The organism is Enterobacter sp. T1-1, assembly GCF_000710795.1.
Taxonomy (GTDB): Bacteria; Pseudomonadota; Gammaproteobacteria; order Enterobacterales; family Enterobacteriaceae; genus Enterobacter; species Enterobacter cloacae.
On sequence record NZ_JALW01000107.1, the window covers coordinates 1 to 793 of the forward strand.

Sequence of the window (793 nt, forward strand, 5' to 3'; positions counted from 1 at the left end):
ACCGTGGGTGAAGTGGTGGATGATCAGGGGCCGATCGTGGGCAACCTGAAGCCAGGCACCGTGACCGATGACGCACGTCCTGAACTGAGCGGTAAAGGTAAGCCAGGCAGCACCGTAACCATCATGGATGGCGACGATGTACTGGGCTCCACCGTGGTGGATCCGGACGGCAACTGGACCTTCACTCCTGAACAGGATCTGGCCGATGGCGATCACAGCCTGACCGTGATTTCCAAAGACCCGGCCGGAAACGACGTGACCTCTCCGTCCTTTGATATCTCTGTCGATACCGTGGCACCGGAAAAACCGGTTATTGGTGTTGCGACTGATGACGTCGGCTCCAGCCGTGGCGATCTGAGCAGCGGTAGCACCACCGATGATGCGAACCCAACCTTTAAAGGTTCCGCAGAGCCGGGCAGCCGTGTCGATATCTATGATAACGGGGAGCTGATTGGTTCTACCATGGTGGACGAAAATGGCGGCTGGCAATTTACGCCAACCACCGCGCTGCCAGAGGGTGAGCACCATATCACCACTACCGCAACCGATAAGGCCGGTAACACGGGTCCGGAATCAGATGATTTTGTACTGATCACCGACTACACCGCGCCTGACGCCAGCAAGCTGGCGATCACCGAAGTCTATGACGACGTGAACACCGCAGGCGTGATTGCCTCCGGCGAAGAAACCGACGACAACCGTCCGCTGATCAAGGGGACGGGCGCAGAGCCGGGCAACACCATCACCGTCTACAACGGCGACAAGGTGATTGGCACCGCGAAAGTGCAGGCCG

The 793-nt window shown here is 58.6% G+C and carries 1 protein-coding gene; it reads left to right on the forward strand.

Going from position 1 to position 793, the window contains the following annotated elements:
• Positions 1-793 (forward strand): Ig-like domain-containing protein (locus AK59_RS01000000123985; protein WP_032618773.1); only part of this gene is annotated, 793 nt, incomplete at both ends.